This is a genomic window from Microbulbifer variabilis ATCC 700307, from assembly GCF_000380565.1.
GTDB classification, from domain to species: domain Bacteria; phylum Pseudomonadota; class Gammaproteobacteria; order Pseudomonadales; family Cellvibrionaceae; genus Microbulbifer; species Microbulbifer variabilis.
Genome location: NZ_AQYJ01000028.1, coordinates 94,512 through 121,412 on the forward strand (window position 1 = coordinate 94,512; position 26,901 = coordinate 121,412).

Sequence of the window (26,901 nt, forward strand, 5' to 3'; positions counted from 1 at the left end):
TCCTTTAACAGAATTTATTTTTTTAGTGGAAGGGTAAAATCCTTTAAGGAAGTAAATCCCGCCCCTCCCAGTTATGAAAATAACAACCTTTTCCTATTTGAGAAATAAAAAACAACACTTTCTGAATTTAATTTTCCTTGAAAATAAAAATTGAGATTTGACGCCAGATTCATTGAGATTTATTTGTTCTAAAACGTTATGTATATTGGCTTATAGGAAGTGGTAACTTATGGGGGAATGGATTACTATGAGGTGGGCTGTTAACGCAATCAGACCCCTCTAAATCAGGAGTCTGACTGTCTGAATTAATTTTTAATACTAATTGCTTACTTTAGTTTAGGCATCCCATCACTATCTAGTTCGGTAATTGGACCAATATCAAGTTCTCGAATACCATTTTCTATCTTTTCCTTGTCTCCAACGATCACCCAGGTAAATTGATCTGGTTTAATTGTTTGCTTGGCAAGGTTATGCACAGATTCAAGGTCTACACCGCGAATTTTAGCTGCATAGCTATCCATGTAATCCAAGGGGCGATCATAAGTAACTATACTAACAATCTCACCAGATACAGCTCTAATAGTTTCAAAGCGCCCGGGTAATTCATTTACCCGCTTGCTTTTAACCTTTTCAAGTTCTTTCTCACGTGCAGGGTTATCGCCGATATAAGCGTAAAGTTCCTTCTGAAGTTCTTTGAGAGACTCGCTGGTTTTGTCCGTTTGGACCGGTGCGTAAACCATCAGTGGTTGCTGCCCCTTAGCGCCAGTCATAAAGGAGTAGGCACCATAGGCCCAGTGCTTGTCTTCACGCAAATTCATGTTGAGACGTGCGGTAAATGTGCCACCAAAGATATCATTCATCACATGCAACGCTTCGCGTTCTGCTATTTTTTCAGAGGGGGCCAATAGGCCACCAATGATAATTGTCTGCTCGGCTCCAGGTTTATCGATAATATAAATACTAGATTTTTCTGGGTGTGCAGTTTGAGATAGATTTTTCTCTGGTAATGGGTTTTCTGGTGCGCGCCAATCAGCAAAGTGCCGCTCCATCTTTTGGGTTAATTCATCCAGAGTAATATCACCCACAACGATCAAAGTGGCATTATCCGGGCGTAACCAGGTTTGATGGTAATTCAATAAGTCATCCCGGTTCAGTGACGTGATCGAATCCTCTGTACCGGAGCCTGTGAGTGGTGCGCTGTAGGCGTGATCTTTACCATAGAGAAGCGGCGGCAGGCTACGTAGAGCCATTTCCATTGGGCGAGTTTTCTCTTGCTGGATAGAAGCAATCCAGCGGGTGCGTTTTCTCTCAATTTCATCATCAGAGAAAGCAGGGTTCATTACTATGTCGGCGAATAAATCCATGGAATCATCAATATTTACTTTTAATGCATTCAAGCGAATAGTTGAAGTGTCGATAGCTGCATATGAGCTAATACGTGCTCCAAGGATTTCCTCTTTTGCACTGATTTCAAGTGCGTTTAGTTTGCCTGTACCCTCTTTTAACATAGACATCGCATAACTTGATGTACCAAGCTTACTACCTTGATCTGCGGCATAGCCGGCATCAAATTGAAGGCGCATGTCTACGACTGGTACTGAGTCACGCTCAGCCAACACTATTTTGAGCCCGTTGGGAAGTTCGGCTGTTTGCAACTTGGGGAATGGGACACTGGGGAAGTCGCCGGTTTCAGGCAACTTGGACCTATCTGCGCCAGTCTCTGCGGTTGTGTATTCAGGGAATGGGTGGACTTCTAAATTGTAGTCGCCACTAGAAAGCCACTTTTGCGCGGCAACCTGAACCTGCTGTGGAGTGATTTTTTGTTTTTCTCCCAGTGCTTCTAGGTAGGCATTGGGATTGTTTAAATAGAGTTCACCGCGTGCAAGAATAACTCCTTTGCCACTCCAGCCCCCTATCTGTTCCAAGTTGCGAGCGAAGGATGCGTACTCGCTCATATTAATGCGGGACAGCTCTTCTGGAGTCGGGCCCTCTTTTAGGAAGCGCTGCAACTCTTCATCTATGGCTTTTTCAATTGTTGAGAGCTCTATACCGGGCTTTGCATTTGCAGTAATTGGGAAAATTGAGGACAGTTCAAACTCATGTACCCCAACACTGACATCGGTGGCAATTTGATCTTGGTATACCAATCGTTTATACAGCCGTGAGTTTTTCCCATCACCAAGTACCGCTGCTGCAAGTGCAATTGCATTGGCATCTTCATGAGCAAGGTTAGGTGTATTCCAGACCTTATAGAGTCGCGGTTGAGCAACGCGATCAAACATCTGCTCGCGGCTAGACTGATCTCGTTTAGCGATCCACGCTTTCTTTTTGATTAATGGCGGGCCAGAAGGAATATCACCAAAATATTTACTGGCCTTTTCTTTAGCTGTTTCGACATCAATATCCCCGGCTAATACCAGTACAGTGTTAGCTGCGCCGTAATATTGCTTAAACCATTCATGGACATCATCCAGGGTAGCCGCATTTAGGTCTTCCATAGAGCCGATAGTGGTCCAGGAATAGGGGTGGCCAGCTGGGTATATTGCTTTTTGCATACGTTCCCAAACTTTGCCATAAGGTTGATTTTGCCCTTGGCGTTTTTCGTTTTGAACCACACTGCGCTGTTCGTCAAGTTTTTCCTGGGTGATTACTCCGAGCAAGTGGCCCATACGGTCAGACTCCATCCATAGAGCCATATCCAGGGCATTACTTGGTACTGTTTCAAAGTAGTTGGTACGGTCTAGCCAAGTGGTACCGTTCATACCGGTAGCACCTGCTAGCTCAAAAGGTTTGAAGTATTCGTCGTTGTAATTTTCTGAGCCGTTAAACATTAAATGTTCGAATAGGTGGGCAAAACCGGTGCGCCCGGGTTTTTCATCTTTAGACCCTACATGGTACCAGACACCCACGGATACAATCGGTGCTTTTCGGTCCTCATGAACAATAACGCGCAGGCCATTCGGTAAGGTAAATTTTTCATATTTGATATATAAGGGGGTAATTGTGCTCTTAGGCATAGTAATGCTTGACTCAACTTTGGATTGAGCACTTTCATTATTTTTCGGGGCTTCACCACAAGCAGATATCGCAAGTGATAACGCTAAAGGCACACTGTACTTTCGTACAATTTTCATAGAAATTTCCTTGTCGAATCATCCTAAGTGGCTGCCAACAATGGTGGGGAACTAGTGAGATTGGCTGCTCTAGAAATAATAAACCAGAAATTATTATTTATATTTTATTCTGGTGATGATCTTTGGGAGGGGCCAAACCAATTGGTTCACTCCCTACCCCCTGCATATGGCAAGGGGCTTCCGATTAGGATTTTATATCTATTCGAGGGGGAGTTGGCAAACCTGGTGGGTTGGTAGTAGAAAAGTAGATACTTTGATTGGCTAGAAAACCGGTATTAGTATGCTTGACGGATGATATCGATACCCGGTGTTATCGCCCGGTTCCATGCGGCTTCAACTTCCGGGGAAAAGTCGTTGTCATGTTGGCGCAGTGTAGCTATCAATGCATCCAGCCATAACCGATACCACTCAGGGCGAATATTGTAGCCATCGCGATCATGACTTTTTCCCAGTGCGCGCAGTTTGGTGTCTGACATTCCACGGGAATAGAGGACAAGCTGCATAATGCCATTGCGTAGCAGGTGTCGTTGCGCCTTCATATCGGTATTGACAAACAGATTGCGAATATCAGCAGAGCTACCCATGAAGCGGTCGTAAAAGTCGACAAAGAATTGTTCGTTATTACAGCAACGTCCATAACTTTGGAAAACAATATCACTGTCCGATCGTTCCATACCTATTGGATCTCCATAGTTTCTCCGCCGGTGGCGTACCACAGGCTGGATCTTGTGTAGTAGTGCTTTAGGGGGCAGCGATTCTAGCGGGACCGTTACCAAGCGAAAAGTATTGATGTATCAATAATTTAGTTACTGCTCGACAAGTTCTTTGACCCTAGATCTGACTAGTTAGTCGAGAGTTGAGTTTGGCCATTCAGCAAAGGATTTGGCAAATCAGCAGGGTAAAATGGGCTGGCTGACTTCCCCTGACTAGATACACCTCGGAGTATGGGTTGTGCATCAAGCTCATCGTTTCGAGCTGCCCTATTTGGCGTATGGTGTCTGCATCAGAGAGCCTTTTGAGTTTTTTATGCCCTGGATTGCATCGATATGGGCTGAGTCTTTACCTGTTATGAACCGGGAGACTGTACCAGCACCTCTCCAAGCCAGAATTCTTGGTGAATTAACGGCGCTTTTACGGGTTTTCCTGTCGGCAACGGTGGAGTGCTGTTGATATACTCCGCGCCCATATTTTCAGTTAATCGAAGTAGGAGAGGATTGGCGAATGGCGGTCAAACTGATGACAGATCTGGACCTGGCGGGTAAGCGCCTACTTATACGCGAGGACTTGAATGTACCTGTAAAAGACGGTCAGGTGACTTCTGATGCTCGGATCCGTGCGGCACTCCCGACGATCCAGGCCGCTATTGATGCTGGCGCCAAAGTGTTACTGATGTCTCACCTTGGACGCCCGACTGAGGGCGAGTATGCGGAGGAGTTTTCCCTGGCCCCGGTTGCCGCCCATCTTGGTCAACTGCTGGATCGTAAAGTGGCCCTGATCAAGGATTGGCGGGAAGGTGTTGAGCTGGCTGATGGTGAGGTCGCACTGTTGGAAAATGTGCGTTTTAACGAGGGTGAAAAGAAAGACAGTGAAGAGCTGGCCAAAGCTTATGCTGCTTTGTGCGATGTCTTTGTTATGGATGCATTTGGCACTGCCCACCGTGCCCAAGCCTCTACCCATGGAGTTGCCAAGTTTGCCCCGATTGCATGCGCTGGTCCCCTTCTTGCTGCTGAATTAGATGCCTTGGAAAAGACCCTGGCCGAGCCGGCGCGCCCATTGGTAGCAATCGTTGGTGGCTCCAAGGTATCGACCAAACTCACAGTGCTGGAGAGTTTGGCTGACAAGGTGGACCAGCTGATTGTTGGTGGCGGTATAGCCAATACTTTCCTTGCTGCCAGCGGTAAACCAGTAGGTAAATCCCTATGTGAGCATGATTTGGTGGGTACAGCCAAAACCCTGATGCAAAAGTGCGATATCCCTGTTCCTGTGGATGTTGTCACCGGCAAAGAGTTTAGCGAAGCAGCTGCTGCTGAGACGAAGTCTGCCGATGCCGTAGCTGAGGACGATATGATCTTTGATATCGGTCCCCAGTCCTCTGGAAAGCTGGCAGAGATCCTTAAAGATGCCAAGACGATTATTTGGAACGGCCCCGTAGGTGTGTTCGAATTTGACCAGTTCGGTGCTGGTACCGAGCACTTGTCCAAGGCCATCGCCGATAGCAGTGCCTTCTCCATCGCCGGTGGTGGTGACACATTGGCTGCAGTGGATAAATACGGTATTGCCGATAAGGTGTCTTATATCTCCACTGGCGGCGGTGCCTTCCTGGAGTATGTAGAAGGTAAGAAGCTTCCGGCAGTGGCGATACTTGAGTCACGTGCTGACGACTGAGATAAACCGGAATAACGCCTGCCTGAGTTAACCGGTGGGTGATAAAAGCAAAAAATTAAAATTACTACGAGTAGACGAGAAAGGAATTAACTATGGCTCTTATCAGCCTGCGCCAATTGCTGGACCATGCCGCTGAGCACGGTTACGGCGTACCCGCATTTAACGTCAATAACCTGGAGCAAATGCGTGCGATTATGGAGGCGGCCAAAGAGACCGACTCTCCGGTGATCGTTCAGGCTTCTGCCGGTGCGCGCAAATATGCTGGCGCACCCTTCTTGCGCCACTTGATCCTGGCCGCTATTGAAGAGTTCCCGGAAATCCCGGTGGTAATGCACCAAGACCACGGTACCAGCCCGGCGGTTTGTCAGCGTTCTATCCAGTTGGGCTTCAGCTCTGTAATGATGGACGGTTCCCTGCGCGAAGATGGCAAAACTCCAGCTTCATATGAATACAACGTCGATGTTACACAGCGTGCGGTTGATATGGCTCATGCTTGCGGTGTTTCTGTTGAAGGTGAGTTGGGCTGTCTGGGTTCCCTGGAAACCGGTATGGCGGGTGAAGAGGACGGTGTCGGTGCTGAAGGTAAACTGTCTCATGACCAGCTGTTGACTGATCCAGAAGAAGCGGCAGATTTTGTGCAAAAAACCAAAGTGGATGCCCTGGCAATTGCCTGTGGTACCAGCCACGGTGCTTATAAGTTCACTCGTCCGCCCACAGGGGATATTCTCGCTATCGATCGAATCAAGGAAATCCATGCGCGTATCCCGGGTACCCATTTGGTGATGCATGGCTCCTCTTCTGTACCCCAGGAATGGCTGGCGGTGATCAATGAGTTTGGTGGTGAAATCCCTGAAACTTACGGCGTGCCGGTTGAACAGATTTGTGAAGGCATCAAATACGGCGTACGCAAGGTCAACATTGATACCGACTTACGTCTCGCTTCTACCGGTGCGACCCGCCGCTTCCTGGCTGAGAACCCATCCGAGTTCGATCCACGTAAATTCTACAAAGCCGCTTTGCAGGCGATGAAAGACATTTGCGTAGCGCGTTATGAAGCTTTCGGTACCGCTGGCCAGGCAAGCAAGATTCGCCCGCTGAGCCTTGATGCTATGAGCCAACGCTATGCTGTCGGTGAGTTGGAACCGCAAATCAAGTAAGCAGTTACTCTCTCTGAAGGCGATGAAAGGCGGGCCTAAAGCCCGCCTTTTTGCATTTAAGCTCCCTGTCCGTTCACAGCATCACTTCCACCCCGGCAAAAATGCAGTACCATTAGTCCAATGGAAACCTTGCAAGACATCAGCACCTACGAAAGCAGCCCGGTGATTAAGCGCCCGGACTATACGGCGCTGCGTCAAAAGTTGCCGCACCTAGACTTTGCCAATGATGCGGCACCATTGCTGACGGAAATGCAGGATTACCGAAATTTTTACGATTTACACTTTCCCCTTGCCCATAAAACTGGAGTTGGCACTTTCAATGCCGCCGGTTTTGAGTTGGTGTCCCAGTATTGGTTAGTTGAGAACCCTCGTGGCACCTTATTTATTTGCCATGGTTATTTTGATCACACTGGCATTTATGGGCCCGCCATTCGCTTCGGGCTTGAGCGAAATCTGAATGTGGTAATATTTGATTTTCCCGGCCATGGCCTCTCTAGCGGAGAGCGAGTAGCTATCCAGACTTTTTTACAATATCGCCAGGTATTTGATCAGCTTTTATCTGTAGCTGAGGGGAAATTACCCAAGCCTTGGCATGCCTTGGGGCAGAGCACTGGTGGTGCGGCCTTACTAGCACATTTGCAGTACAGTCGTCGGCAGCCATTGGATAAAGTTTTTCTGCTGGCTCCCCTTGTGCGCCCTGCAAATTGGCACTTTGTAAAGTGGAAGTATTATTTAGGACGCCTGTTTATCAGTGAGCCAAGTCGTGAGTTTAATATCAATACCCATGATGCGGAGTTCTCTCGACGCCAGGCACTACGCGATCCTCTGCAGTCACAGGTGATCTCCATGTGTTGGCTTGGTGCTATGGTGGACTGGATAAGAACATTTCCCAAAACTGCACGTAACCCCCGTAAAATTCTTGTAGTCCAGGGTACGGGAGATGGAACTGTTGATTGGCGCTACGATATGCGTGCAATCCGGGACCGATTCCCCCACTGCCATCGAGTGTTGATTCGTGGGGCCCGTCATCAAATGATCAATGAGACCCAGCCTTATCGACACCAGATATTGGCGGCACTGGATGACTGGTTGAATCAATAGATTACTCTAGAGACTTTTAGCTTAGATTTTTAGCCAATTATTACCCGCCACGACTGTGTATTTAAAAAGCTAATGATTTTCTATTGAGTAGAATTTTAATCGACTTGCTAAGTAATAGTAATGACAAATATTCTTTCAAAGAAAATGGGACCTTCCTACGATAGGCTTTCTCCACTTATTAAAGAACTTCATACTGGAAAAAAAGTAATTGAGGGGGAGGTGAATGTTGAGAGAGGGAGACTGCTTGCGCATTTTATTTGCACCCTTTTCAGGTTTCCGAAACAAAATCACAGTTGTCCACTTCGTGTAGAGTGCCAGCACACTTCGGATGGTATTTTGTGGATGCGTAATTTCGATGGATTAATATTGAACTCTAAGTTTGCATCCACTGGAGACTTGCTGGTTGAACAGATGGGGCCTTTACGGATGTATTTCTACCCTGTAGAGGTAGGTGGGACATTGGCCTATGAATTTATAAAAACAAGAATTTTTGGTATTCCACTGCCAAAAATAATTAGTCCCAGAATATTTGCTGTGGAGTATGAGCTTGATGGGAAATATTATTTCAATGTGAAGGTGACTATGTTTGCTATAGGGAAAATCCTTGCTTATGGTGGTTGTATGGAGTTTTCTCCTGTCTAATTTCCAAGGGGTTAAATTTAGCCCGTTAATAATTTTAAGATGTTAAAAATTAGGGTAGTAAATGTTTTTTACAGTTTGGTTCTGGTGGGAGTAATAACTCTGCCTCTAGCCGCTTGAATTAAGTAGATGCAAGGAAGCTAAATTTAGGGGTGTGGATGGCGATATACAGGGATAAAGCGTTGGCCGCTAATTGGTAGAAATAAATGACAATTCTACTTAAGGGTTAGGTTTTTTCGGTAGATTTGGTTATTGTTTCCCAGCACATAAATTGTAAATATATACGGCCTAAGACTTTGCCACTTAGTAAGAAACAGGAGGGCGCAATGTTTAGTCATGTTATGGTTGGTACCAATGATATGCAGAAAGCCAAGGCTTTTTATGATGCAATTTTGGGAGTACTAGGCCATAAGCCTGGGATCATTGATGAGAAGGGGCGTTGCTTTTATTTCACTAAGACTGGGGTTTTTGCTATCTCCAAGCCGATCAATGGTGAGTCGGCTAGTCATGCAAATGGCGGGACTATAGGTTTTACTGCTACTAGTGTTGAGCAGACTGATGCTTGGCATTCGGCTGGGCTCGAAAATGGGGGCGTTCGTTGTGAGGATCCACCGGGAGTAAGAGAGGGGGTGGCAGGAAAGCTTTATATTGCCTACTTGCGTGACCCAGATGGTAACAAGATTTGTGCGATCCATCGGGTAGAATGAAAATTTCCAGCTGTTATAACCAATCGCTTACCTTAAACATGGCAGCGGTTGGTTATAGTATGGATATTTTCGAAGTGAATAAATTGACTGAAACTCCCCCTTCTACTTGGTTTAGAATTTACAGGTTTAGTCTCTCTTATTATCCGGATTTTTAAAGATAGTTGTGGGCTCACCTTCAGGGTCTGAATAAAATAAGATAATAGTAACCGGTATATTTCCGTCATTTGTTGACCTGATTTAATTTTCATCTGAAAGGTACTCTACTCTACTCTACTCTGCCTTGGCCGCGGCCACTATCGGATAGTACTATTTCGTCCAGATCATCCATTACCCTGATTGGACCAGAGTAGTATTTGCTCATACCGGTGACAAACCCCTTTTTATCTTCTTCGGTCACTGGGGGAGGTATAAGGTGGGTGAGAGCGATGGATTTAACCCCGGATTTAGTTGCCATTTTAGCAATATCCAGTGTATTAGAATGGTAATAGATGATTTGATCGGCTTTCTCATAGCGTAGGCGAGCCCTGCGATTATTCCCGGTTTGCTTAAGTTTACTGATGTATTATTCATAACTTAACGCTTCGGAGATGAGAAGATCAGCATCGCGCTCGATTGATTCCAGTGTATCAAATACATGGGTATCCCCGGTAACAATTACCTTGCAGGGGCCGAATCGGATTTCATAACCGAAAGCGGGAAATACCGGTTCATGATGTACGGCGAAAACAGAAACGTAAGTATTTCCATGGTGCCAAATATCCCGAACAATTTCTGTCTGTTCCCCAGCAATGTTTACTAAATGTGGTGTAGCGACTGCTAATATGGGGTCTAGAATTCCCTGTCGATTGGATGACCTGAATAATATATCGGGCCCAAAACTTTTCCTGATGCCCTCCTTAGTATTATAGATACCATAAGGGCCATATACATTAATAAGTGAATTAGCTCCTACAAACCAGGACTCATTGATTACCATTGCAAGCCCACCAAAATGATCGGAGTGCCAGTGGGTGATAAATATGGGGTCTACTTGGGCGAGATTTAAATCTAACTGCCCTATACGAGCAGCGGCGCCTTCTCCTGCATCAATTAAGAACAATTTGCCGCTGCTACGCACCGCCAGGCAGGCAGGGTGTCTTAACCACTGAGCGATGCACCTGTGTGAATGGTTTGGGATCCAGCGGATTCGCAAGATTCTCTAACGGTATTTAAGTAAGCACTTCAGAAATCTTTTATTCTTTTTCTACTAGGGTCAATAATGCCAGGGGCGGGCAGGGTAGTTGATGCACCTTATTATCGGTAACTATGGAAAATTGCAGACGATCGGGCATGCGTATTTTCATAAGGGCCCAGCAAGTCTGTAGTAGGGACCGCTCTTGATTGAATCCAGTTGTGGAATAGTTGCGCGCAGATAGCTGATCAAGCTATCTAGCAGTGCCGGTACCCGGGGAGAAGCTGACTCTTATAGCTTGCGAATATTGGCGAGAGTATTAAACAGAAAGTGCAGTGTTACCTGGGATTGTAACAATCGCAACCGGCTATCCAATGTCTATCGCTCCAGGGAGCCCCTCTCACGTTCAAATTGCCTGGCTTGTTCACGTAGTTTTATATCCTGCTGGCGCAGTAAGGCCGACATGGCGATCCAGAGAGCAAACAGCTTGCTGGTTACCATAATGACAAGAAACCTCAGATGCTGGTTGTGGTTTTGCCAAAATGAGGGCCTCTTCCTCAGTAGTGCCTATATAGACCGGGAGCAGGGCTAAGGGAATGGATAAACTCCAATAACCTGAATGGCCCAGCGGGCCAGTGATTGGGGTAACTTTTTGGGCCAGTATTCCAACAGGTAAAAAAACAGGAGTGTTGCCAGTGCCGAGCTGCTGGCACGCACCAGTAACTCCGCATAAGTACCTCTCCATAAGTACTTCCCCAGTAGAGTCCAAGCAATAGGGTCCAGACCAGCGTCGCAGTCAGTACAGTGAGTAATTGCTGCCGGCTCGGTAGAGGCAGCTTGCAGGCCGAAAGGTTTGGGCTTTGCTGTATGGCGGCATTTAGTCCTTATCGGTAGCCGCCATTTTCACACACTTCGGTGGGGAAACTTGCTCGCACTCACTCTCTAGAGTGTGGCCTTGCCCTGTAAATGGAGTTTGCGCCTCTGTGCCAGTGCGTCAATTGAGTAAAGTGCAAGGCCCAGCCACACAAACATAAAGGTAGTCAGCTTGCCCTCGCTAAATGGCTCACCAAGTATTTGGGTGGCGACCACCAGCATTAGTGACGGCCCAATATATTGCAGGAACCCCACAGTGGAAAGATTCAGCCTGCGTGCTGCAATAGTGAAAAGCAGCAGTGGCACCAGGGTGACGGGGCCGGCTAACAACAGCAGACTATTCAGTTCCCAGCCGTTATTTAACAGGTTGCTGGTGGGACTGGCACTCCAAAGCAGGTAGATCAGCGCTACCGGCAACATATACAGGGTCTCTATAGCTAGTCCGGTAAGGCTCTCCACCGGTGCACGTTTACGTGCAAGGCCATAGAGGGCGAAAGATCCAGCCAGGAATAAGGCGATAACCGGCACGCGGCCGAACTGCCAAAGCTCATGGACAATCCCCATGGCTGCAAGCGCTACCGCCAACCACTGCAGCCGTCGCAATTTTTCTCCCAAGAATAAGACACCCAGGACAATATTGATCAAGGGGTTGATATAGTAGCCGAGGCTGCTTTCCAGCAGGTGTCCATTGTTAATGGCCCAGATAAATACCAGCCAGTTACCGCTAATCAGCGCTGTGGTGAGAGCTAACCCCCGCATTTTCTTACCATCGCGCAGAGTGTGGACGAGATCGGGAAGCTTGCCTAACAGCAGCATAATCAGCAGCGCCAGTGTAAGGGACCAGATACTGCGGTGCGCGAGGATTTCAGCCGCGGGAATACCTTGCAGCTGGTTGAAGTAAATTGGGGCCAGCCCCCAAATGAGAAAGGCGGCAATGCCGGCAAGCAAGCCGGTAGTGGCGGTATCGTTGTTGCGCAAGGGGACACCTGCTGTGGAAGAACGAAAAATCGGGTTAGACCTGGATACACGAGGGGTTTCGTGAGAGGCCGAACCAACAGAATAGAGGCTTCTATTGTAGAAGTGTCCGCCAGTGGGGATCAATCCCTTTATCGGTCAATTGAAGGCGTTGAGAGACAGGTGGTAGGCGGGCTCAAGCTATGCGGATACCAAGCCCCCGCAGGAACTGTGGGGGCTGGGGCAGATGTTAAAAGAGTACGCGGCAGCGCAGGGTACCGGGGATATTCTTCAGCTTTTCCAAGGCTAAGTCGGAGTACTCTGCATCGACGTCGATAACCACGTAGCCCAGGGTTTCGTTGGTTTGCAGGAACTGCGCGGAGATATTGATCGCATTCTCTGAAAATACCTGGTTGATCGCGCTCATTATACCGGGCACATTCTTATGAATATGCAGTAGGCGGTGAGTGCCTACATGTCCCGGCAGTGCCACTTCAGGGAAGTTGACCGAGCTGGTGGTGGTACCGTTATCGGAATAGTGTGCCAGCTTTTCCGCTACCTCGGTGCCGATATTCTCCTGGGCCTCCATGGTGGAGCCGCCCACGTGGGGAGTCAGCAGGGCATTGTCGATACCGCGTAGCGGAGAGAGGAATTCATCGTCATTGCCACGGGGCTCTACTGGGAATACGTCTATGGCGGCACCGGCCAGGTGCTTGCTGTTGAGGGCTTCAGCCAGGGCTTCAATATCCACCACGGTACCGCGAGAGGCGTTTAGCAGGATGGCGCCGGGCTTCATTTGTGCGATTTGCGCAGCCCCCATCATCATTTTGGTAGAGGGGAGCTCTGGTACATGCAGGGAAACCACATCGGACTCGCGCAGCAATTCCCCCAAAGAGCCTACCTGGCTGGCGTTACCCAACGGCAACTTGGTGACGACATCATAAAATTTCACTCGCATACCGATGGCCTCTGCCATGACCGACACCTGCGAGCCAATGGCACCATAACCGATAATCCCGAGGGTTTTACCACGGGCTTCGAAGGAACCAACCGCGGACTTGAGCCATCCGCCGCGATGGCACATGGCATTTTTCTCTGGAATACCGCGTAGCATAAAGATCGTCTCGGCGATGATCAGCTCTGCCACACTGCGGGTGTTGGAATAGGGTGCATTAAATACGGCGATACCCAGCTCGGTGGCCGCTTTTAAGTCAACTTGGTTGGTACCGATACAAAAGCAGCCGATCGCAATCAGTTTGGAGGCGTGTTCCAGTACCTTACGGGTTAGCTGGGTTCGCGAGCGAATACCGATAAAGTGGGCATCCGCGATCCTCTCGACCAACTGGTCTTCGGGCAGTGAAGTTTTCAGGAACTCCACGTTGGTGTAGCCACGGGAGGCGAGCAGGTCGATGGCCGACTGATGTACGCCTTCCAGCAGCAGGATGCGAATTTTGTCTTTTTGCAGGGACTTTTTTTGATCGGTATTGTGCGGAGCCATAAACTATCTCTTCACTGAGTGCGAGTAACGCAATAACTGGTGCGTTTATTCCGGTTGGGTCACTTCTTCGGGTGTCGGGAGACAGGCGAAGGCGCGATCATAGCACATGCTGGTTATATCGTTTTATTCGAAATACCTATCCTAACTATCTGGTTTATTTATGTATCAGCACCAATTTACCTGTGGCACCAATGTCCCATTCCGGCTTGGAAAGATCGTTTGTATAGGGCGTAACTATGCAGACCACGCTGCAGAACTCAATAATCCGGTACCAGATGAACCGCTGCTTTTTATCAAGCCAGCTACCGCAGCGGTGGATATGACCCAACCTATTCATATGCCGGTTGGGCGTGGCAGCTGTCATTTTGAAGGCGAGTTGTCGCTGCTGATTGGTGAGAGGTTGTGTAATGCCAATGCTGTAGAAGTATCGCCTGCAATCGCGGGGCTGGGCCTCTCATTGGACCTAACCCTGCGCGATTTGCAGGCGACGCTCAAAAAGGCGGGACACCCCTGGGAGAAGGCCAAGGGCTTTGATAATTCCTGTCCTCTTTCACCATTTGTAAAACTGGACTGGCTGCCGGATTGGGACAAGCTCAGTTACTCCCTGTGGCTAAATGGTGAGTTGCGCCAACGGGGCAAGACAGAGCATATGCTCACTCCGATTCTCGATCTGGTGGCCTATATCAGCAGTTTCTTTACCCTAGAACCTGGCGATGTCGTTCTGACTGGTACTCCCGCGGGAGTTGGTGAGTTGCAGCACGGTGACAAGTTGATGATGCAGTTACAGGATGACTGGTTGCAGGTGGAAACCCAGGTGGCATAGCTCCAAAGGCTGCTTACATTCAGCTGCTTTACTCTTCACCACACTGATCTGTGAGCGCAATTTGAAGGAAGACTGGCCCCAGGCCCATTATCCCCTTTGATTTGTGATCACATTTTCGATATAACCCAGATAAATTTTCTGTCCCAAACGAGGTGTGCCATGTCAGCGCAAAATAAAATCCCCGAAAACCTGCAGGAATGGCAGGCCCTGGCGGCCTCACTGAAGATCGAGGGTCGAGCCTTTATCAACGGGCATTATGTAGACGCCCTCTCCGGTGAAACCCGTGCCACCTACAACCCTGCTAATGGCGAAGAGCTTGCCCAGATAGCCAGTTGTGGCCCTGAAGATGCGGACCACGCGGTGCGTGTGGCGCGCGAGGCGTTTAGCTCCGGTGTCTGGTCAAAAATGCCGCCGATGCAGCGCAAGAAAATCATGGTGCGCTTCGCTGAATTGATCGAAGAGCACTTGCTGGAAATTGCCTTGCTGGAAAGCCTGGACGCAGGCAAACCCATTGGCGACACCATAGCTGTAGATGTTCCCGGAGCAGCTACCACTATTCGTTGGAGTGGTGAGGCTATCGACAAGATCTACGATGAAGTCGCCCCCACAGGCCCCGACGAGCTTGGCCTGGTAACTCGTATGCCCCTGGGGGTGGTGGCGGCAATTGTGCCTTGGAATTTCCCACTGTCTACGACCGCTTGGAAGTTGGGGCCAGCCCTGGCCACCGGTAACAGTGTGATCCTGAAGCCGGCCTCCAATACTCCGCTGACTGCAATTAAATTGGCTTGTCTGGCCAAGGAAGCGGGTCTCCCTGATGGCGTACTGAATGTGTTGCCGGGGCCGGGCAGCAGCTTGGGTAAGGCGTTGGGCCTGCATATGGATATCGATTGCCTCACCTTTACTGGTTCCACTGAAGTGGGTAAGACACTCACTGAATATTCCGGTCAGTCAAACCTGAAGCGCACTTTCTTGGAACTGGGCGGAAAGAGCCCAAATATTGTCTTCGCCGATGCAGACCTGGATAAGGCTGCCGATGCTGCAGCGCTGGCTATTTTCTACAACCAGGGGGAAACCTGTACCGCCGGCTCACGTCTGCTTGTGGAAAAAAGCATCGCCGATGAGTTCATTCAAAAAGTGAGTAAGGCCGCCGAACGCTTTAAGCCTGGCCATCCTCAAGATCCAAATACCGCAATGGGCGCACTGATCGATCGCAGCCAGTTTGATACTGTTGAATTTTATGTCGCTAAAGGCTTGGAGCAGGGCGCCCAACTGGTATGTGGCGGCAAACCAGTGGACGAGGTGGCCGGTGGTTATTACTACGAGCCCACCGTATTCCGCGGTGTGACCGGCGATATGACGATCGCCCGCGAGGAAATCTTTGGGCCGGTTTTGTCGGTTATTGAGTTTGAGAGCGAAGAGGAAGCGCTCGCTATTGCTAATGACTCCATTTACGGTCTGGCAGCGGGAATCTGGACCAATAACCTGGGCCGGGCCCATCGTATGGCCCGTGAGATCTATGCGGGCTCTGTGTGGGTCAACAATTACTTTGGCGGGGATATCACCGTGCCCTTCGGCGGTTTTAAGCAGTCAGGTAATGGCCGTGACAAATCGCTGCATGCGTTGGATAAGTACTGTGAACTGAAATCCACTTGGATTGATCTGGGCTAGGTTCCATCTGGCAGGGTTCCAGTAGCACAGATTTTGAAAAGGGCCACTAACTGCGGCCCTTTTTTATTTCTTCTTTTTCCCATCCACGCTAACTCTGGCGTGAATTATCCAGTCAGCTATACCTAAATTATTGTCCTTTTCAAAAAGGCTTTGACGACATGCGTAATAGCGTGGGTCAGAGCCCGTGGAGTTAACTAGGTGTAGGAGCATCGTATTGAAAAGAGTCTGCCTGTTGATCGTTATTCTGGCTGTTAGCGGACTGACACATTTATGGGCAGCGGAGGCCCCTCTCGCTGGAGAAGTTACGGGGCTAGTCAGTATTGAGCGGGTATATGCGAACCAAGCAGGTTCCAGCCCCATGCGTGTCCGTGCGAATGACTGGGTACAATTATTCGTTAGACATGGTGATGTGGTGGAAAAGGGCCAGCGCCTGGCGGTATACAGGAATGCCAGGGGGCGCACTGTGCTTGAGTATATTGCCAGTCGCTCTGGCCGGGTTTTGGTGAATGGTAGGGCTGCTCTAAATTCCCTGGGCTCTGTTTTGGAAATTATTACTGTGCCCCACGAAGAGTACTGTCAGGTCGTGAACTGTGCATTTGAAGTTGTGGAGTAGCAGGTTATTTTAATTTGGCTCAGCCGTCTGGCGGGGTTACTCTGGGGGCCGTTTTAGCGGCCTCTACTGTTATGAAATTAATTTATACCCATGAAAATCGCCTGCTGGTGGAGCTGGCTAAGAGTCGGCTTGAGGTGGCAGGTATTCCAGTAAAGCTGAAAAATGAATATGCCCAGGGGGCATCTGGGGAGTTGGCACCAAATCAGGCCTGGCCAGAACTCTGGTTGGAGCGGGATCGAGATTACGAGCGTGCATGCCAGCTATTAAAGGATGCAGAGGCAGAACAAACAAGCTGGCCTTGTCCACAGTGTGGGGAGGAAAATGGTGCGGCATTCGATTATTGCTGGCAATGTGGCAAGACCCGACCGGTAGCGGGTTGAATTGTCGGAATTTGGGCCGGGAGATGGATTCACCTAAGTAGTACAAGTCAATATTGATACAGACGATCTGGAGAGAGCGATTAACCTCTATCGTGAAGCCTTTGGTTTATTGGAGGGGCGTAAACTAGGTGAGGGACGGTAGAAATGAATGGTGTTATTGATATTCATGTATCACTCCGATTTATTAGCAAAAAAATTCCGGTACCACGCCTGCCAATAGCAAGCTTACTCTCGTCATCATAACCGTTAATGGACTTAGTTTTAGAGAATTTGAAGGCCGGAGAGGGGCGTGCCCGTTTTATCGGAGCAAGATCACTCTGTGACCCTCTTGGAAATGGATCTCCAGGAAAAGAGGTATGAAGAAATCAGTCTCTAGAGGCTACTACCATTATTTACTTAGGTTTGACTCTGGTAATTTAAAAATTGACTCCAAGCAGAGAAGGGGAGCTTATGAGTGACCAACCCCATGGTATTTCGATTGGTCTGGAGCAGAACGGCAACCATTTTTTTCTTACCCTACGAGCGCGCGGAAAGCTGACCCACGAGGATTACCAGACGATGGTGCCGATGCTCAACTCGGCTCTTGAGGGGGTTGAGCATCCAAAAATCGATTGCTTAATGGATGCCAGTGAGTTACAGGGTTGGGAACCGCGAGCCGCCTGGGATGACTTCAAGCTGGGAATGGCCCATGGGCGCCAGTTCAATCGAATTGCAGTGATTTCAGACAAGCGCTGGATGAAGGTAGCAGGCAAGGTAGGAAGCTGGTTTATCGGAGGGGAATACAAGGTCTTTGAAAATGAAGCCGATGCCATGGCTTGGTTACGTGAGGGGGAATAAAATAGCTTTTGCATCACGCAGCAGAATGCGTGTTCAGGTAGACCAGTGCAGTTTAATATTTTCTCAGGGTGTTACTGCAGAACAACAATAATCACAAATAAGGATTGCTTCATGTTCGAGTGGGTAAGTAACCCGGAGGCCTGGGTTGCGCTGGCTACACTGGCAGCGTTGGAAATCGTATTGGGCATCGACAATATTATTTTTATTTCCATTCTTGTCGGGCGCTTACCGCCCAAACAGCGGGAACCAGCCCGTTTTATTGGTCTGACCCTTGCTATGGTGACCCGCCTGGGGTTGTTATTTTCTATTGTCTGGATTATGGGCTTGGTGGAGCCACTATTTAGTGCGTTTGGAGTGGAAATTTCCGGGCGTGACATCATTCTGGTTGGGGGTGGATTGTTCTTGATTGGTAAGGCCACCCATGAAATACACAATAGCTTGGAGGGTGCCGAAACCGATGCGTCAAGCTTGGGCACAGCCGGTTTTGGTATGGTCCTGCTACAGATTGCAATACTTGATATAGTTTTCTCTCTCGACTCAGTAATTACTGCGGTGGGGCTGGTGGATGAAATCTCCATTATGGCAATTGCTATTGTCTTAGCGGTAATTGTTATGCTGATTGCGGCAAAACCAATTGGTGACTTTGTCGATCGCCATCCCACGGTAAAAATTCTGGCGTTGGCATTCTTGATAATGGTGGGGCTCACCTTAGTGGTAGAGGGCTTTGATGTGCATGTGCCCAAGGGCTATATCTATTTTTCCATGGCCTTCTCCATGGCAGTGGAAATGCTTAATTTACGTCTGCGGAGCAAAAAGGAGCGACAGACTCCACCGGTCAAACTGCACCAGTCCCTGCGTGAAGATAGTCAGTGATTATTTCTCAAGTGAGCACTTAAAAAATTGGAAAATAAGCCAAGAAGATAAAGGACTTGGCTTATTTTCTATTTCTTAGTGACAAGTGATCCTTAGACAGTTCTATTTCTGACCTTTAATATCAGATAGGTGAGCCCCAGAGCCAAAGTTGCAGCAGCCAATCCTAAAAGCTCCCCAGCACTGACTTTATCCAGGTCCAGGATTATAAATTTACGTGCAAGTGCCAATATGGCAATCAATACAACAACCGTAGTTTGAATAATGCTTTGTTGACGTGTGACCACATATTGTAACGTACGGCTAAACTCAAGGGCGATCAGCAGTGTGATGATTTCGCCAAATATGGTTTGGAATACCTTGTGATCCAGAGGGTCTCTCATGCCTACTATTAGCATGGAATAGACCGAGTAAGCCAGACGGCTGATGGCGACAATTATGATAATCACAATAATAAAGGTAAGGATTAGGGCGATCAGGCTCTCAAACTTATGATAGTAACCATGTATCGCACTTTCCGGACGAATAGGTTTTTGTTCTGGATCGCTCATCTCTGGCTCCCACAGTCATTGTTCAGAGGAATACAAGTTATTCCATTCCGCTGATAACCTCTTTCTTCATTAGCGAGATGACCTTACTGCTCATGGGCATTAATCGGTGCAGAATTACAGGGACTTCATAGGAGGTGCCTATTCCGAGTTTGGCACTACTGTGGGGCATAATGGTGACATCATATTTTGTCCAGATGGAAACTGGATCTGTTGTTTCCAGCATATGGATGCTCTGATTTAACCCTCGCAGGAATTCACTTCCGACGCGTAATTGCTTGCCACCTTTGTAGGGTAGGAAATTGGCCCAATAGCTGCCATGATGAGGGGAAGCGATAGAAATAAATTTATGTACCCTGCCAATACCATTCATCGACTGAAGATAATAGCGTGCAACAATACCTCCCATGCTGAATCCTACCAAGGTGCAGGTAGCTCCTTTTTTTACCAGTTTTTCCATCTTCGCCATCAGCTGTGAAGAAAGGTGCTCCATACCGTGCCAGCCGGAGTTATAACGCAGGTGAATGTAATGGGTGTCGAATCCTGCATCCGCCAGAGCGTGTTGCATCCGTAGCAGGGAAGATCCACGGTCGAAAATTCCGGGTATCAGTAGAACTGTGTGACTTTTAGGATTCATCGCATAGAGTAGGAGTGATCTTCCACAGAGGTCCACTGAACCCCGAAGTTGAAGCCCTGTGAACTGCACCTGCCCAAAGTGTAGTTGGGCAAGACTTGTGGCGATCAAATATCCCTCATAAGCTATTCAATCGCCAGCTATTCAATTGCCAAAAATTTTGAGGTAGGCAGAGGTTATTGATAGTCGCGCTGTTTTTCCGTGCCAAGAAGGAAAATAAGGGCATGATCCAGCCTGGCATTCCAAGACTTCTCATCGTGGGTATGCTCTACAAAAACCCGTGACTGCCAGTTGTTGTCGTTATAACCTCGCTTGCGCATAATCTTGTCCACAGCCTGTTGCAGAGGCGGATAAAAGCGGTCCAGTGTCTCGGTGCCATGATCAAAGTAAAAGCGATGTTTTCCCGGTTCAGGTAGATTTTCCCGGAGGTATTTGCGAATGGATTCTGCGACAGGGAGTGTCTCTTCGGGACCGATGCCTGGCCAGTGGGTGGAAATTGCTGCAGTAGCAGAGAATACTTGTGGATACTCCAACACCGCATAAAGGGAAATCAGTCCTCCCATACTGGAACCAGCGATAAAAGTGTTCTCTGGGTTACGACTGACTTTATAGTTTGTATCTATATAAGGCTTTACCCTTTTTACCAGAAACTCCAGGTACCGGTCAGCTCGCAGCTCAGCTCGATTAAAAGGGTGCTTCACCCTTCGTGAAGACTCAGACATTAGATCTCGCGCTTTTTGCGGGAAATAATCACCATGGCGGCCATCTCCGCTATTGTGCAGTGCAACCACGATAAAAGGTCGCGTACGGCCCTCTGCGATCAGGCGGGATGCCGTTTCGTCTACACCCCATTCCTGCCCATTCCATGTAGTGCGGCTATCAAAAAGCATCTGCCCATCATGCATATACAGAACAGCATAGGGAGCCTGGGCTGGGTATTCATCTGGCAGCCATACCTGTACTGGACGATCTGCAATGCCCTCGTAGGAAATGCTGGGCAATGTCTCCAGGGTGCCGGAAGCCAGCTGCGCCTCTGCGAAGGCCTTAGAGAAAAATGTAAAGGTTAGATAGCAAAGAAGAGCGAGTAAAATACGCAAGCTAGGAAGCATATTATCCACCTATTGTAATCCATTGATTTGAAAATCAACTCTATGGAAAACTAGGGAACCCTGGCTCACCCCCCTTGGGGGATGAGCCAAAGCTGGATAGCTTTACAGGTAATCGTTTATTTCCCAGGCTTCGCGCTGAAGATCAGTGGCCAGAAGTGTTTTCATAAGGGCGGTATGACCTGAGCCTGCAATGGCGATAACCTTGGTTCCTGGCTGAGCCTTAGTCTGGATATTGGCATACATTCGAAAGTTTCTGTGCCACCAACTGACTGATGCATCTGCCCCTGAAAAACCCTCACCAGAGTCAATATCATTTACCATAAGATATAGGTTCATATTTTTTCTGTCTCTCTCAACAGAGTTATCGATCTGGAGTAATTGTCTTAAGGTTAGCGTTTTGTGTTGCTTGCTGGACAAATTCCCGAACTCTTCTATCTCTGTATCGAATATTTTCTTTCTTTCTGGTGTATTGGTACTCATATAGTTCATGAGCTTGGACCCATCCCAGTGCACCTGATTTTCATCATAGCAGATAACGCCACTTAGCTTTGCTTTAGCTGCAATGCGAAAGCCCAACTGCTGACTTTCATTGACTTCAAGCCTATGTTGTCCATTCAGATAAGACTGAAATTTTTTATCAATCTTGTTTTGGATGCTCGGGTCACATTCAAGCATTACATGGGTGGGGGACTCGCTTGCGAGTTTTTCAGTTAATTGCTCCAGATAGGCTTGATTTTCAGGTGTTAGCACATCAATAACATTCAGCTTTACTGTATCTCGGCCAGGATTTGCGAAATGAAAGGTACCGAATAACATTACCTGAGCTGTCGGTGCTTCAGGGCTGGATAATACTTCTTTTTCCGCAGCCCAACTTGCAGAACAATATACTAAAATGATTGTACTGCTAAAGATTTTTATAAAATTTTTCATTGTTATCCTTATTTGCCAGCGGCTATTTTAAATAATTATTACAGGTATTCATTAACATCCCAAGGGTGGCGACTTTTGTCAACCTTCTGAAGGGACTTTAGAATAGCGGTATGGCCAGATCCACCGATAGCGATTACTTTAGTTCCCGGTTGGCTTGAACCTGTATATTGGCGTACATGCGAAAATTGTGATGCCACGAGCTGGTTGCTGCATCGGCATCGATAAATTCCTGCCCCACACCAATATCATTTCCCATGATATAGAGATTCATGTTATCTCTATCTTCTATGGGATTATTATGAAATTCGAGCAATTGGCCTAAAGATAAACTCTTATTTCTCTGGGAAGTTTCTTTGCTGAGCTTTTTTTTAGTTTTCATGAATTTTCTTTCTTCTGGAGTTTCTTTGGCCATATACTCTCTTAGTTCAGCACCTTTCCAGTGAACATTTCTTTCATCATAACATATGACACTTTTCAGTCCCGCCTTACGGTTATACGAAATCCCAGTTACTGATTTTCATTTACACTAAGTTCGTGACTGCCATTTTTATAAGAATTGAATTTCTGATCCATTTGTCTCTGGTGTGTTGATGGACATTCAATTAATACATGGGTAGGGGGTTCATCCGTAAGTTTGCTGGTGAGTTCTTCCAAATAGTCCTGGTTACTGGGTGTCAGTGCATTTGTCACCTCTGACTTTACTGTGTCCAATCCTGGGTTGTGAAAATGAAATACACCAAATAGCATTACCTGGACAGGTTGTATCTTCAGGTCGGCTGGTATTGATTTATGATTTGCATAGATTATAGAGCTAACACCAAAAGCAAATATGCCAGATATAATTGAGATGATTGCTCTCATTGTTTACTCCCTGTTTTCATATAATAGAAAGATGAGAATTGCTTATCATTAGACGCTACAGAATAACAAGGAGATGCAGCAAAAAGAATTTTTTGCTGCCTTTCAACATAAACTATTTGATACGTTTGTCTTAAGTAAATGTTTATAATGCCATTTGATTAGGCACCTAAGTTGGGAAATTTATATTTTAGAAAAAGCTAGGCGTTACCTCGAATTTGAGAAACAGTTGCGCTGGCATTTTTCATCCTTGCAGCCTGGGCAACTTCCTTAGTTACAATGGTTTTGCCAATTGGAGATAAGGAAATACCGGCAAGCTTAAGATGTTGGATTCCAAATGGAATGCCAATAATGGTTAAAAAGCAGGCAAGAGCATGAACCAAATGGCCAATAGCCAGCCAGATACCTGCGAATAGGAACCAGATAATATTGCCCACTAAGCCAAACCCGCTGGTACCTATGTCCTCATTTAAGGTTAGTTCTTTGCGTGATATTGCTTCACGACCAAAGGGAAAGAATGAAAACTTACCCATAACAAAGCAGGCTCTCCCCCAGGGAATACCGATAATACTGATAAATGCTACTAGAGCAAAAAACCACCAGCAGAGGCCCATAACAAAACCACCTAATATAAACCAAAGAAAATTTCCCAGAGTTCTCATACTTAGCTTTAGTATCCTATCTATACTCATTAAAAATTTATTGCATCTGGTTAGAAAATGCCAGATTTATAGCTCGTAATCAATCATCAATGTAATCTCTTATTTAGAATCAAGTGCTTTGTGGCTTAGACGCTTTATCCTGAGTGTTTGGATGCACCGTTTAAATTATTTTTGCTGGTGGTATTTTTGGTATTGTGCCAAATGGCTTCTCAATTTTTTATAAGGGTGTAATGCTATGAAAGCAGAGAGTTCTTGATATTTATATTTTTGCTATGAAGCTGCTTAATAATGGAGCAGGTCATCTATCATTTTATGATAGTTGGACCTTAAATAACATAAAGTTGATAAATGGTTGCCTGAATTCAACTGACAATGCTCCCTATATCCTGAAGTAGCAATGAAAAATAAGAGGTAGAAAGCTGGGAAAGATGATTTATCAGTAAATTGTTAGTGGCGGGTTCTATCTTCTGGAGATACTCCTTAATTAAACCACCAAATCGATTGTTAGAAGGATAGGATAATATACCTGCCATTTGATTATTATAAATATCGAAGCATACACTGACACTCTGGATATCTGGTACCTTCAATTGCGGCAAGTTACTATCTTACCGGTATTAATCCTGATTAACTTATCTATTCGATTAATATGTTGTATAACTATCAGCCCAGTTTGAATATTATTTGCAGACTTGATAGATAGTCCAGGAATAATAAGGTTTAGATAGATGAAATACGATTGATATAAAATTGATTGTGAATTTGAAGAAAATTTATTCTTGATATACCTGTGTGGGATAGAGGTTATAAATGCGCTCTGTGGACTTACTGGCGATAAACCTGGGTTATTTTATCACAAAGCGCACTGGAGTTTATTAACTACGCCAGTAGTTATTCGCCGCCGCCACAGTCTGGAAATTGATAGCAACAACTTGGGAGGATGCGATCAGGCTATCGGCATTTTCCTCATAGGAGGCCCTTAGTTTTCCTCTTACTTCGTCAGAAGGTTGAGTATATTTTACTCCCATTCTGGATAGTTTCATCGCCAGCTCAAAACCCTGCTGTGCATTTTCGGTAATCAGGCTTTCTAACCAAATTTGAGACATGAAATTCCCTCTCATTTGTTTAATCGATATAGTTTAAGAACTTATGCCCTGGTGATGGTTAAACCAAGCCAAAACATAGTGGGTTAATGTTCACTTAGTCAATCAGTCGAGAACATACTTGCTGATGTGTTGATTGAACTGGACAAGATCAAAGGAGCCTTTGATTTCAAATTCGACCTTACCAACTTCGCTGAGATAAACCACAATTTCACAGTCCATATCCAATGTGCCTGCAGTTTCAACTGAGAAAGCCTGAATTCTACTGTAGGGCAAGGATGTGTAATCTACTTTAGATCCGGTCAATCCCTGCACATTGGCTGCAATAATACGCTTGTTGGTGAATACTACCTGGTCTCTTATTGCCTTGAAGCCTGCGAAAATGGATTCACCATCTATCAGGAACTTATTAAATTCATCCCTGGCAGAGGAGATATCAATGGGCTTTAGTTTGAAGACAGAGGAGTTTTTGAAGTCGATCACAGCTCTTCCCTGGTGGATCTAAAAGCAATTATGCTTAGATTAACACTAAGGTGTAAGGAATAGTAGTATGTATTATTGGTAACTATTTGTTAAGTAGAACATAAATTACCTAGTGATTTGTCCTAAGGTGTTGAGCTTGATTATTGATCTTATCGACATAAGAATCTCACCAAGTAGGTTTTTCCCGGTCCAGTTATCTGGATTCAATATTCTGTTGTCATCCGAACTCATGCCTATACCCCAAATTAAGTCATGAGGAGAAGACTCAGCTAAGATTTTATTGTTCGTTTCAAGTAACCTCTCTTTTAAGTCTTCGTGTTGCGTAAACTTCAGATAGTTCGCTGTCCAAACTACCCCAAGTTTGTGTTGATCCCAGGTTTTTGATTCATAACCTAGAACGGCTCTACCTAGCCTTTGTTGCTCGGATGGATTTTCTTCTTTGAGGATGTTATCAGCGGTCTTAATATCGCCGAAAAGTATTGCCTTTTTGTACATCATATACTGTTCGCAGCAGTTGTAGGTTTGACCATCGATATCTGATATATCTCTCAGTGTCCACTGCCCAAATTGATGCTTCCAAAAAAAGTAAAACTTTTCTGTTTCCCTCATTGAATTTTCCTTACTTGGATGTCGTGAATTCTAGGAGAGTGATAATACAGATCAACTAAATGGATTATCAGATACTCTTGATTAATTATTCACGTATCACCAGTGCTCTCAGAAACAGCTTGATTGTGGGGTGCTCAGCTGCACTTTTTTTGAAAGTCGCTGCATTTTGAATACGGTAATGAAATTTCCCTGATAGCAGGGGCAGGAGCTGATGTGCTTGAACATATTTACGTGCAAGATACTCAGGCAGAAACCCGATAAAAGATCCAGAGAGAATCATGGCGAGTCTTGCTGCCATATGGTTGGCGGTGGAGCGTTTGGGAAAAAGGCGATAGAGATGAGCTGCACCAGATAAAACAGCATGGCTGGGAGCGGCCAGTTCCTGCTGAGTGAGTAACTCTTCACTAATTTTGTTGGCTTGGGCACACGGGTGATTGGCGCCACAGTAAAGGGTGGATTGATGTTGGAATAGAGGTTGGTAGTCTAAACCCGGCCTGTGTGAATGCAGCGGGTTGATGCCAACATCGGCGCGGCCGGCGAGGATTTCCAACTCCAGCTCCTGGGGTGCGGCCAGTTGGACCTCCAGGTGTAACTGGGGGGCCTGTTCTCTCAGGCGAGCAATGGTTGCGGGCAGGTCTAGCTGGGGGATTTCCAATACGTCATCCGGCATCACCAGGCGTAGAGTACCGGTAAGCTGGGACTGAATAGCGTTAACCTGGCTTCTAAAGGCATCCAGATGCCCATCCAGTTCCAAAATTGCCTGAAAGAGGGTTTCTCCCTCTGGTGTCAGTTTGAAATCGGCACGCCCGCGAGAGCGGAGGCATAGTTGCATACCCAGACGGGTCTCCAGGTCAGAGATATGAACACTGATGGTGGAGCGCCCGATGTTGAGCGCTACTTCTGCCGGTGCCAGACCGCCGGCGCGCACTACTTCTCGAAAGACTCTCAGCAGACGGAGATCCATATCGCTGAGGCGACCACCCAGAGCACTTTTTGCCTTGCTCATTTGCCGAATTCTCCCGTGTTTTCCACGAATTTTTGCCGTAACTTAGCATTGCTAGGCAGCTGTAAGGGGAAAGGCCTTAGCTGCTTTGAGATAAAGTTTGATAAATATAAATTTTAGTTGCAAAAATACTACTATTCTCCCCCCCTAGC

30 protein-coding genes are annotated in these 26,901 nt (G+C 46.8%); 11 read left to right on the plus strand and 19 right to left on the minus strand.

Features of this window, described 5'->3' with window-relative positions:
• Positions 1–326 precede the first annotated feature (326 nt).
• Positions 327–3,134, minus strand: coding sequence for a M16 family metallopeptidase (locus G367_RS0116115; protein WP_020414188.1), 2,808 nt, complete (start codon positions 3,132–3,134; stop codon positions 327–329).
• A 275-nt stretch (positions 3,135–3,409) separates the two neighbouring features.
• Positions 3,410–3,808 carry a globin gene (locus G367_RS0116125; protein WP_020414190.1) on the minus strand — a complete coding sequence of 133 codons (399 nt, stop codon included), beginning with the start codon at positions 3,806–3,808 and terminating at the stop codon, positions 3,410–3,412.
• 547 nt (positions 3,809–4,355) lie between these two features.
• Between G367_RS0116125 and G367_RS0116130 the strand changes: the two genes are divergently transcribed.
• From G367_RS0116130 to G367_RS0116150, 5 genes are all read left to right on the plus strand, one after another.
• Complete coding sequence (locus G367_RS0116130) at positions 4,356–5,519, plus strand: phosphoglycerate kinase (RefSeq protein ID WP_020414191.1); 1,164 nt, start codon at positions 4,356–4,358, stop codon at positions 5,517–5,519.
• Positions 5,520–5,611: 92 nt separating this feature from the next.
• Complete coding sequence (gene fba, locus G367_RS0116135; protein WP_020414192.1) at positions 5,612–6,676, plus strand: class II fructose-bisphosphate aldolase; 1,065 nt, start codon at positions 5,612–5,614, stop codon at positions 6,674–6,676.
• A 120-nt stretch (positions 6,677–6,796) separates the two neighbouring features.
• Complete coding sequence (locus G367_RS0116140) at positions 6,797–7,777, plus strand: alpha/beta hydrolase (protein WP_020414193.1); 981 nt, start codon at positions 6,797–6,799, stop codon at positions 7,775–7,777.
• Between the two features lie 120 nt (positions 7,778–7,897).
• On the plus strand, positions 7,898–8,419 hold the full coding sequence (locus G367_RS0116145; protein ID WP_020414194.1) for a DUF4166 domain-containing protein: 522 nt from the start codon (positions 7,898–7,900) through the stop codon (positions 8,417–8,419).
• 323 nt (positions 8,420–8,742) lie between these two features.
• Positions 8,743–9,123 carry a VOC family protein gene (locus G367_RS0116150; RefSeq protein WP_020414195.1) on the plus strand — a complete coding sequence of 127 codons (381 nt, stop codon included), beginning with the start codon at positions 8,743–8,745 and terminating at the stop codon, positions 9,121–9,123.
• Between the two features lie 265 nt (positions 9,124–9,388).
• On the opposite strand, the gene G367_RS25235 is transcribed toward G367_RS0116150, so the two are convergent.
• From G367_RS25235 to serA, 6 genes are all read right to left on the minus strand, one after another.
• Entirely contained in the window at positions 9,389–9,577 is a 189-nt protein-coding gene (locus G367_RS25235; RefSeq protein ID WP_020414196.1) for a hypothetical protein, read from the minus strand.
• Between the two features lie 108 nt (positions 9,578–9,685).
• Entirely contained in the window at positions 9,686–10,240 is a 555-nt protein-coding gene (locus tag G367_RS25240) for an MBL fold metallo-hydrolase (protein ID WP_026305180.1), read from the minus strand.
• 345 nt (positions 10,241–10,585) lie between these two features.
• On the minus strand, positions 10,586–10,669 hold the full coding sequence (locus G367_RS27145; protein WP_157533628.1) for a histidine kinase: 84 nt from the start codon (positions 10,667–10,669) through the stop codon (positions 10,586–10,588).
• A gap of 3 nt (positions 10,670–10,672) precedes the next feature.
• A complete protein-coding gene (locus G367_RS26970; protein ID WP_020414198.1) occupies positions 10,673–10,795 on the minus strand; it encodes a hypothetical protein in 123 nt (40 codons plus the stop codon).
• Positions 10,796–11,236: 441 nt separating this feature from the next.
• The gene (gene rarD / locus G367_RS0116175) at positions 11,237–12,145 is read right to left on the minus strand and encodes an EamA family transporter RarD (RefSeq protein ID WP_020414200.1); all 909 of its coding nucleotides are present in this window, start codon (positions 12,143–12,145) and stop codon (positions 11,237–11,239) included.
• Between the two features lie 226 nt (positions 12,146–12,371).
• Positions 12,372–13,619 carry a phosphoglycerate dehydrogenase gene (gene serA, locus G367_RS0116180; protein WP_020414201.1) on the minus strand — a complete coding sequence of 416 codons (1,248 nt, stop codon included), beginning with the start codon at positions 13,617–13,619 and terminating at the stop codon, positions 12,372–12,374.
• Positions 13,620–13,779: 160 nt separating this feature from the next.
• Between serA and G367_RS0116185 the strand changes: the two genes are divergently transcribed.
• The 6 genes from G367_RS0116185 (at position 13,780) to G367_RS0116210 (ending at position 18,813) form a co-directional block, all read left to right on the plus strand.
• Positions 13,780–14,442: a fumarylacetoacetate hydrolase family protein gene (locus G367_RS0116185; RefSeq protein ID WP_020414202.1), complete on the plus strand. Its 663-nt coding sequence runs from the start codon at positions 13,780–13,782 to the stop codon at positions 14,440–14,442.
• 159 nt (positions 14,443–14,601) lie between these two features.
• The gene (locus tag G367_RS0116190) at positions 14,602–16,110 is read left to right on the plus strand and encodes an aldehyde dehydrogenase (protein WP_020414203.1); all 1,509 of its coding nucleotides are present in this window, start codon (positions 14,602–14,604) and stop codon (positions 16,108–16,110) included.
• Positions 16,111–16,324: 214 nt separating this feature from the next.
• Positions 16,325–16,723, plus strand: coding sequence for a hypothetical protein (locus tag G367_RS0116195; RefSeq protein WP_020414204.1), 399 nt, complete (start codon positions 16,325–16,327; stop codon positions 16,721–16,723).
• Positions 16,724–16,794: 71 nt separating this feature from the next.
• Positions 16,795–17,103: a putative signal transducing protein gene (locus G367_RS0116200; RefSeq protein ID WP_026305182.1), complete on the plus strand. Its 309-nt coding sequence runs from the start codon at positions 16,795–16,797 to the stop codon at positions 17,101–17,103.
• 450 nt (positions 17,104–17,553) lie between these two features.
• Positions 17,554–17,940, plus strand: coding sequence for a SpoIIAA family protein (locus G367_RS0116205; protein WP_020414206.1), 387 nt, complete (start codon positions 17,554–17,556; stop codon positions 17,938–17,940).
• A 111-nt stretch (positions 17,941–18,051) separates the two neighbouring features.
• On the plus strand, positions 18,052–18,813 hold the full coding sequence (locus G367_RS0116210; protein WP_020414207.1) for a TerC family protein: 762 nt from the start codon (positions 18,052–18,054) through the stop codon (positions 18,811–18,813).
• A 92-nt stretch (positions 18,814–18,905) separates the two neighbouring features.
• Here the strand turns inward: G367_RS0116210 and G367_RS0116215 are convergent, their stop codons facing one another.
• From G367_RS0116215 to G367_RS0116265, 11 genes are all read right to left on the minus strand, one after another.
• Positions 18,906–19,361, minus strand: a complete 456-nt coding sequence (locus tag G367_RS0116215; protein ID WP_020414208.1) for a phosphate-starvation-inducible PsiE family protein — start codon at positions 19,359–19,361, stop codon at positions 18,906–18,908.
• 37 nt (positions 19,362–19,398) lie between these two features.
• Positions 19,399–20,103, minus strand: a complete 705-nt coding sequence (locus G367_RS0116220; protein ID WP_245556708.1) for a lipase family alpha/beta hydrolase — start codon at positions 20,101–20,103, stop codon at positions 19,399–19,401.
• A gap of 65 nt (positions 20,104–20,168) precedes the next feature.
• Positions 20,169–21,101, minus strand: a complete 933-nt coding sequence (locus tag G367_RS0116225; RefSeq protein WP_020414210.1) for an alpha/beta hydrolase — start codon at positions 21,099–21,101, stop codon at positions 20,169–20,171.
• 102 nt (positions 21,102–21,203) lie between these two features.
• Positions 21,204–22,031: a DUF5694 domain-containing protein gene (locus G367_RS0116230; RefSeq protein WP_020414211.1), complete on the minus strand. Its 828-nt coding sequence runs from the start codon at positions 22,029–22,031 to the stop codon at positions 21,204–21,206.
• A gap of 133 nt (positions 22,032–22,164) precedes the next feature.
• Positions 22,165–22,533 carry a DUF5694 domain-containing protein gene (locus tag G367_RS0116235; RefSeq protein ID WP_281165755.1) on the minus strand — a complete coding sequence of 123 codons (369 nt, stop codon included), beginning with the start codon at positions 22,531–22,533 and terminating at the stop codon, positions 22,165–22,167.
• A 5-nt stretch (positions 22,534–22,538) separates the two neighbouring features.
• Positions 22,539–22,892: a hypothetical protein gene (locus G367_RS0116240; RefSeq protein ID WP_020414213.1), complete on the minus strand. Its 354-nt coding sequence runs from the start codon at positions 22,890–22,892 to the stop codon at positions 22,539–22,541.
• A gap of 197 nt (positions 22,893–23,089) precedes the next feature.
• Positions 23,090–23,551: a YccF domain-containing protein gene (locus tag G367_RS24020; RefSeq protein ID WP_040629038.1), complete on the minus strand. Its 462-nt coding sequence runs from the start codon at positions 23,549–23,551 to the stop codon at positions 23,090–23,092.
• An 875-nt stretch (positions 23,552–24,426) separates the two neighbouring features.
• Entirely contained in the window at positions 24,427–24,657 is a 231-nt protein-coding gene (locus G367_RS0116250) for a hexameric tyrosine-coordinated heme protein (protein WP_020414215.1), read from the minus strand.
• Positions 24,658–24,759: 102 nt separating this feature from the next.
• The gene (locus G367_RS0116255; protein WP_020414216.1) at positions 24,760–25,137 is read right to left on the minus strand and encodes a PH domain-containing protein; all 378 of its coding nucleotides are present in this window, start codon (positions 25,135–25,137) and stop codon (positions 24,760–24,762) included.
• A gap of 105 nt (positions 25,138–25,242) precedes the next feature.
• Positions 25,243–25,746, minus strand: a complete 504-nt coding sequence (locus G367_RS24025) for a riboflavin biosynthesis intermediates N-glycosidase (protein ID WP_020414217.1) — start codon at positions 25,744–25,746, stop codon at positions 25,243–25,245.
• Positions 25,747–25,831: 85 nt separating this feature from the next.
• Positions 25,832–26,752, minus strand: coding sequence for a LysR family transcriptional regulator (locus tag G367_RS0116265; protein ID WP_020414218.1), 921 nt, complete (start codon positions 26,750–26,752; stop codon positions 25,832–25,834).
• Positions 26,753–26,901 lie beyond the last annotated feature (149 nt).

Excerpts from the sequence above, each read along its gene's own strand:
- G367_RS0116200 (WP_026305182.1), top strand. The coding sequence starts at position 16,795 with ATGAAATTAATTTATACCCATGAAAATCGCCTGCTGGTGGAGCTGGCT.
- G367_RS26970 (WP_020414198.1), bottom strand. The coding sequence starts at position 10,795 with ATGGTAACCAGCAAGCTGTTTGCTCTCTGGATCGCCATGTCGGCCTTA.
- G367_RS0116125 (WP_020414190.1), bottom strand. The coding sequence starts at position 3,808 with ATGGAACGATCGGACAGTGATATTGTTTTCCAAAGTTATGGACGTTGC.
- G367_RS0116145 (WP_020414194.1), top strand. The coding sequence starts at position 7,898 with ATGACAAATATTCTTTCAAAGAAAATGGGACCTTCCTACGATAGGCTT.
- G367_RS0116115 (WP_020414188.1), bottom strand. The coding sequence starts at position 3,134 with ATGAAAATTGTACGAAAGTACAGTGTGCCTTTAGCGTTATCACTTGCG.
- G367_RS0116150 (WP_020414195.1), top strand. The coding sequence starts at position 8,743 with ATGTTTAGTCATGTTATGGTTGGTACCAATGATATGCAGAAAGCCAAG.
- G367_RS0116240 (WP_020414213.1), bottom strand. The coding sequence starts at position 22,892 with ATGAGAGCAATCATCTCAATTATATCTGGCATATTTGCTTTTGGTGTT.
- G367_RS0116250 (WP_020414215.1), bottom strand. The coding sequence starts at position 24,657 with ATGTCTCAAATTTGGTTAGAAAGCCTGATTACCGAAAATGCACAGCAG.
- G367_RS0116130 (WP_020414191.1), top strand. The coding sequence starts at position 4,356 with ATGGCGGTCAAACTGATGACAGATCTGGACCTGGCGGGTAAGCGCCTA.
- G367_RS0116225 (WP_020414210.1), bottom strand. The coding sequence starts at position 21,101 with ATGCTTCCTAGCTTGCGTATTTTACTCGCTCTTCTTTGCTATCTAACC.
- G367_RS0116190 (WP_020414203.1), top strand. The coding sequence starts at position 14,602 with ATGTCAGCGCAAAATAAAATCCCCGAAAACCTGCAGGAATGGCAGGCC.
- G367_RS0116185 (WP_020414202.1), top strand. The coding sequence starts at position 13,780 with ATGTATCAGCACCAATTTACCTGTGGCACCAATGTCCCATTCCGGCTT.
- G367_RS0116205 (WP_020414206.1), top strand. The coding sequence starts at position 17,554 with ATGAGTGACCAACCCCATGGTATTTCGATTGGTCTGGAGCAGAACGGC.
- G367_RS24020 (WP_040629038.1), bottom strand. The coding sequence starts at position 23,551 with ATGAGAACTCTGGGAAATTTTCTTTGGTTTATATTAGGTGGTTTTGTT.
- G367_RS0116210 (WP_020414207.1), top strand. The coding sequence starts at position 18,052 with ATGTTCGAGTGGGTAAGTAACCCGGAGGCCTGGGTTGCGCTGGCTACA.
- G367_RS0116140 (WP_020414193.1), top strand. The coding sequence starts at position 6,797 with ATGGAAACCTTGCAAGACATCAGCACCTACGAAAGCAGCCCGGTGATT.
- G367_RS25235 (WP_020414196.1), bottom strand. The coding sequence starts at position 9,577 with ATGGCAACTAAATCCGGGGTTAAATCCATCGCTCTCACCCACCTTATA.
- G367_RS0116230 (WP_020414211.1), bottom strand. The coding sequence starts at position 22,031 with ATGAAAAATTTTATAAAAATCTTTAGCAGTACAATCATTTTAGTATAT.
- fba (WP_020414192.1), top strand. The coding sequence starts at position 5,612 with ATGGCTCTTATCAGCCTGCGCCAATTGCTGGACCATGCCGCTGAGCAC.
- G367_RS0116265 (WP_020414218.1), bottom strand. The coding sequence starts at position 26,752 with ATGAGCAAGGCAAAAAGTGCTCTGGGTGGTCGCCTCAGCGATATGGAT.
- serA (WP_020414201.1), bottom strand. The coding sequence starts at position 13,619 with ATGGCTCCGCACAATACCGATCAAAAAAAGTCCCTGCAAAAAGACAAA.
- G367_RS24025 (WP_020414217.1), bottom strand. The coding sequence starts at position 25,746 with ATGAGGGAAACAGAAAAGTTTTACTTTTTTTGGAAGCATCAATTTGGG.
- G367_RS0116215 (WP_020414208.1), bottom strand. The coding sequence starts at position 19,361 with ATGAGCGATCCAGAACAAAAACCTATTCGTCCGGAAAGTGCGATACAT.